Source organism: Moorena sp. SIO4A5 (assembly GCF_010672005.1).
Taxonomy (GTDB): Bacteria; Cyanobacteriota; Cyanobacteriia; order Cyanobacteriales; family Coleofasciculaceae; genus Moorena.
In genome coordinates this window covers 1-4,672 of sequence record NZ_JAAHHZ010000370.1, presented here as the reverse complement: position 1 = coordinate 4,672, position 4,672 = coordinate 1, and the positions used below count along the sequence as shown (strand labels likewise).

At 44.3% G+C, this 4,672-nt stretch carries 6 protein-coding genes; 4 read left to right on the top strand and 2 right to left on the bottom strand.

Annotated elements, in window-relative coordinates; all coding sequences use genetic code 11:
- On the bottom strand, positions 1 to 319 hold a 319-nt coding region (locus F6K57_RS37190; protein ID WP_293073320.1), incomplete at its 3' end, for a hypothetical protein.
- A gap of 121 nt (positions 320 to 440) precedes the next feature.
- Here F6K57_RS37190 and F6K57_RS37185 point away from each other — a divergent pair.
- On the top strand, positions 441 to 695 hold the full coding sequence (locus tag F6K57_RS37185) for a hypothetical protein (protein ID WP_198954016.1): 255 nt from the start codon (positions 441 to 443) through the stop codon (positions 693 to 695).
- On the opposite strand, the gene F6K57_RS37180 is transcribed toward F6K57_RS37185, so the two are convergent.
- Positions 652 to 1,239: a hypothetical protein gene (locus F6K57_RS37180; RefSeq protein WP_075899089.1), complete on the bottom strand. Its 588-nt coding sequence runs from the start codon at positions 1,237 to 1,239 to the stop codon at positions 652 to 654. The two genes, F6K57_RS37185 and F6K57_RS37180, sit on opposite strands and share 44 nt — an antisense overlap.
- Before the next feature lie 485 nt (positions 1,240 to 1,724).
- Here F6K57_RS37180 and F6K57_RS37175 point away from each other — a divergent pair, with 485 nt between their 5' ends.
- From F6K57_RS37175 to F6K57_RS37165, 3 genes are all read left to right on the top strand, one after another.
- Entirely contained in the window at positions 1,725 to 2,933 is a 1,209-nt protein-coding gene (locus tag F6K57_RS37175; protein ID WP_293073316.1) for an iron-containing alcohol dehydrogenase, read from the top strand.
- An 18-nt stretch (positions 2,934 to 2,951) separates the two neighbouring features.
- Positions 2,952 to 3,515 (top strand): TetR/AcrR family transcriptional regulator, encoded by a 564-nt coding sequence (locus F6K57_RS37170; protein ID WP_293073313.1) that lies wholly within the window; start codon positions 2,952 to 2,954, stop codon positions 3,513 to 3,515.
- A gap of 40 nt (positions 3,516 to 3,555) precedes the next feature.
- Positions 3,556 to 4,672, top strand: a 1,117-nt coding sequence (locus F6K57_RS37165; RefSeq protein ID WP_293073310.1) for an aldehyde dehydrogenase family protein, incomplete at its 3' end; no start/stop codon positions are given.

Here is a 4,672-nt window from a genome sequence, read left to right as displayed (position 1 = left end):
CCCCAGCTCTCCATTCCACAGGTTCCCTTAAAATCATTCCATTATAGAGTGGGCATCCTGCCCCCAGGAAAATAAGCATGAAACTGGCAAGATGCCAGTTCCACCAAGATCCCCATTCCACAGGTGCGCTTAAAATCATTCCATTATAGAGTGGGCATCCTGCCCCCAGGAAAATAAGCATGAAACTGGCAAGATGCCAGTTCCACCAATATCCCCATTCCACAGGTGCGCTTAAAATCATTCCATTATAGAGTGGGCATCCTGCCCGCAGGAAAATAGATTGAAACTGGCAAGATGCCAGTTCCACCAATATCCCCATTCCACAGGTGCGCTTAAAATCATTCCATTATTAAGCAACGGCATAAAAGCGCTATTTTCGATAACAATTGTTGTAAACTGAAAGTTGTTGTCAAATTCAGCAAGTTTACTCTACTAACTTGATGACTACACTTACATCAGAACAGATTTCAAGCTTACGTTCCGAACTGGCCAATAATCCAGAAGCGCTAGAAGCTCTTGACGTAATCGAAGAGTGGGATGGTGATTTAGCTGATGCTGCTGAATCCCTAGCCACTCGGAATGGGATTGAAGGGGTAGAAGATAATGCTGACTTGCGTTGGTTTACTGAGATACTTCGGAAATGTCGTGATTTCATCTGTCAGCCACAATATCAAAATTTGGTAACTGGCTACTAGGAGCATAACTTACCCCTCTTTCAAAGCGGTCGATAAGTAAATTTCCCTTTGATAACGGTAAAGCGTGGAGGGGAAACAAATGCAGGAAACGATGGGGCACTAGAATTAAGCGATCGCATTTACCCCCAACTTTCTCAAATATTCCATCAATCTTGGAAATAATGTTATCAATATCTAGTATTGTAGCGAGTTCCGCCAGACGAGAGGATAGATCGGTTATCCATTGATTTTTTTGGTTGCGGTAGGCATTGGTATAGTCTTTATCCCACTCTTCCAAGGTTTTCAGCTTTTCAGGAGAGGATGGCACAACTATGGGCTGCTGACTGTGACTGGTGACAACAAAGGTAAGAATTTTATCCCTGGTAACATACCACTCAATCATAGCGGTGCCTTGATCAATCAGGCTCTGAATATCCCTGTCGTGGGCAATTCTTTGACAGTAGGCATTACCCAGATTGTGTTGAGTGGTTGCCCAATCGTAGGGGAAGTATGATTTGGTGATAACTGACAATGCTAGTTGGTATATGTAGCGACCTGCAATCATAAGTCGCTCGACCCGCAATCATCGACATTCTGAGACCACAATCATAAATTCTCGACCCACAATAATTGCAACTTTAGACTATGACTTAGGGGCATAAGCCATAGCACTGATGTCTCACTCCCTTAATCAAGACTGGTGGTAATTCTGTTTGGTTATCGCAATTTTGCCGTAGGCACAGCCTATGTAAAACAGAAACCATCTAAACTGCCATTCTCGGTAGCTTGTTGTTTGGCGAAACACTGCGTATCGGGGACTATGTGGCGATACTCATCGGTATCGCTGGGGTGATGCTGCTTTCGGCGATCAAGCACCATACCAAGCACTCACCCCTCCAATACCCCTCAATTCTTGCTAGTTTACAGTTTTATATAAAACTGTAAACTGGCCCTTGACATTATAAAATTTCAGTGTCATATTTGTAAATGTAAGGGTTACAACTATGACACTTAGTTGTAACGCAACGCTTTACATTTAGGAGAAAAAAAATGCTACCAACACCGATCACATATGCGCTTCGGGCACTTTCAACTTTTTACCCGATACAAAAACCTCTGGTTTTTTCCGGATCTGGGTCTACGCAAAAACTGGCTGATCTGATGATTGCCGCAGGTCAGAAAAAGCCACTTCTGATCACAGACAACTTTTTATTGGAAAAAGGTATGCTTGATGGGTTCCTGGAACACCTTAAAGTACATGATTGTGAAGTGACTATATTTGATGGCGTTAAACCCAACCCCACTTTTGAACAAGTAGAAGCTGCCCTTAAAGTCAGTAAAGACAATGAGTGTGATAGTGTTTTTGCCATAGGCGGCGGATCAATTATCGATGTTGCAAAAGTTGTCTCAGCAGCCAGCACAAACAATCGAAGCCTGGATAAACTGGCAGGTATTTTAAAGGTTAAAGAGCCTCCGTTACCGTTTTATGTCGTTCCCACAACATCAGGAAGCGGATCAGAGGTTACAAATACTGCCGTGATTTCAGATCCGAAAACCCATAAGAAACAATTTTTCGTTGATCCTAAATATGTCCCGATTGCTGCGGCACTCGATCCAGAGCTTCTAAAATCCTTGCCGGCACATATGACCGCAGCGGTTGGTATGGATGTGCTTACCCATGCGATTGAAGCCTACACATCACGCAATAATTTTGCCGATACGGATCGTGATGCGGCGATGGCCATCAAACTGCTCTTTGATTTTCTACCGGCTGCTTACGCTGACGGTGGCGATTTGAAGGCCCGTGAGATGGTGGCGCAAGCATCTTTCCTGGCAGGCTATGCTTTTACCAAATCAAGTTTGGGCTACGTCCATGCGATTTCGCATCAGGTAAGCGCCCATTATAATACACCACATGGTTTGGCGAATGCCATCATACTCCCAAGAGTTTTACGTTTTAATAAGTCGGCCTGCGCAGAGCGTTTTGCTAAACTGGAAGTGATGCTGGGCGGTGAAGCGTCAGCAGATACAGATACACTTGCCGAACATTTTAGTGCGCGTGTTGATCAATTGGCGGAACAAGTCGGCATTCCAGCCAACCTGACAGAGCTTGAGGAAAAGGATTTCCAAAAGATTGCTAAAGATGCGCTGGCCGAGGCATGGCGTTCTTATGCCGTTCCAAAAGTGATGCGACGCAGAGATGTAGAAGCGATTTTGCATTCAGTTTCTGCCGGTCATCGGGACATATCATTTGCTTAAAAATATGGGATTGAAGAGATGTTAAATACAGTAAAAAAGGAAAATGAAAAAGAAAATGCCAAATATATTCTTGCCACATTCGCTCAATATGGATTTCGCAAAACATCTATGGAAGATATTGCCCGTGCTGCAGGGGTTTCCAGACAGTCGATCTATAAAAAATTTGGCTCAAAGGAAAAATGTTATGAATGGACGATCCATACCTATCTATCCGGTATGTATGCCCGAATTTTTGCAGCATTGAACAATGAAGATCTTCCACCATTACGTACGCTAATCAATGTCTTTGATATCCTGATCGGCGAAGCAGTAGAAATTGTCAGGAACTCCCACGGAACTGAAATATTGAACGATGCTTTGCAGGCAACGCATTCTTCCGAAGAGGACTGGCCATTGCGGTTCAGAGCGCGGCTAGCCGATTTTCTTGAACGCCATAACTATGCATCAAGTGAAAAAGCAACAGGAACGGCCTTTGCTCTTATCTCTGCCGGAAAAGGTCTGTTGCTGGAAGAAACATCCAGAGAGCAGTTTCTTGAAGATATGACAGTGATCATCGAAAGCGTTGTTAGCCAGAAAAGTTAGAGAATTACCCAATTTTAAACACACCTAAAGGAGAAAGACCATGACTACAGTAGTAAACATTAAAGTAGAAACAGAAAACACCAACCCGCAGGCACAGCTTCAAGCTGACTTTGAGGCAATGAAGGCAGCGTATAACAACGCGCCAGCCCCAAGCTACAAAGACCGCAAGGAGGTGCTATTAAAACTAAAGAAGTCTCTGATCGAGAATGAGCAAGCAATCTATGACGCTTTGAAAAAGGATTACGGCTATCGCAGCGAGTTTGATTCATTGATTGCCGATGTATTGCCAAGCGTTGCAGCAATCAATTACGCTTTAAAGAACCTCAAAAAATGGATGAAACCATCCAAACGCCATGCGGGTTTATTGCTTACCCCTTCCAGCGTTACTGTACATTATCAGCCATTAGGCGTGGTTGGTGTGATTACACCGTGGAACTTCCCGTTCTTCCTTGCCCTTGGCCCAGCCATACAAGCTCTGGCCGCAGGGAATCGCGTGATGATTAAAATGAGCGAGTTTACACCGAACGCCAATCAAATGCTTCGCAAGGTCGTGGAAACTATCTCTGATCATATCGTCATCATCGAAGGTGAAGCCGATATGGGCGCAGCATTTTCCGCCTTGCCATTTGATCATCTGATTTTTACCGGATCAACCACTGTCGGCAAGCTGGTCGCAAAAGCAGCAGCCGATAACCTTACTCCCATCACTTTGGAGATGGGCGGTAAATCCCCCACGATTATTGGCGAAGATGCCAATATGAATGCTGCTGTAGATGCGCTGATCATCGGTAAATCGACTAACTCAGGTCAAATCTGCGTATCACCGGATTATGTATTTGTTCCCGAAGCCAGAGAGCAGGAATTTGTTGAGACGTTTATCAAGCGTTACACCGAATACCACATCAGCAGTAACAATAAAAACACGCATACCCATATTATCACCGACAGACAGTATGATCGCCTGCAACGATTTTTAGACGATGCAAAAGCTAAAGGTGCAAACATCCATCCTGTAAAAGACCATGAGGAAAGCGATGGGCGGCTGATCTATCCCCATGTCGTGACCAATGTCAGCGAGGATATGAGCGTCATGCAGGAGGAAATCTTTGGCTCTATCCTGCCTGTGATGAGCTATAAAAATGTTGATGAGGTCATTG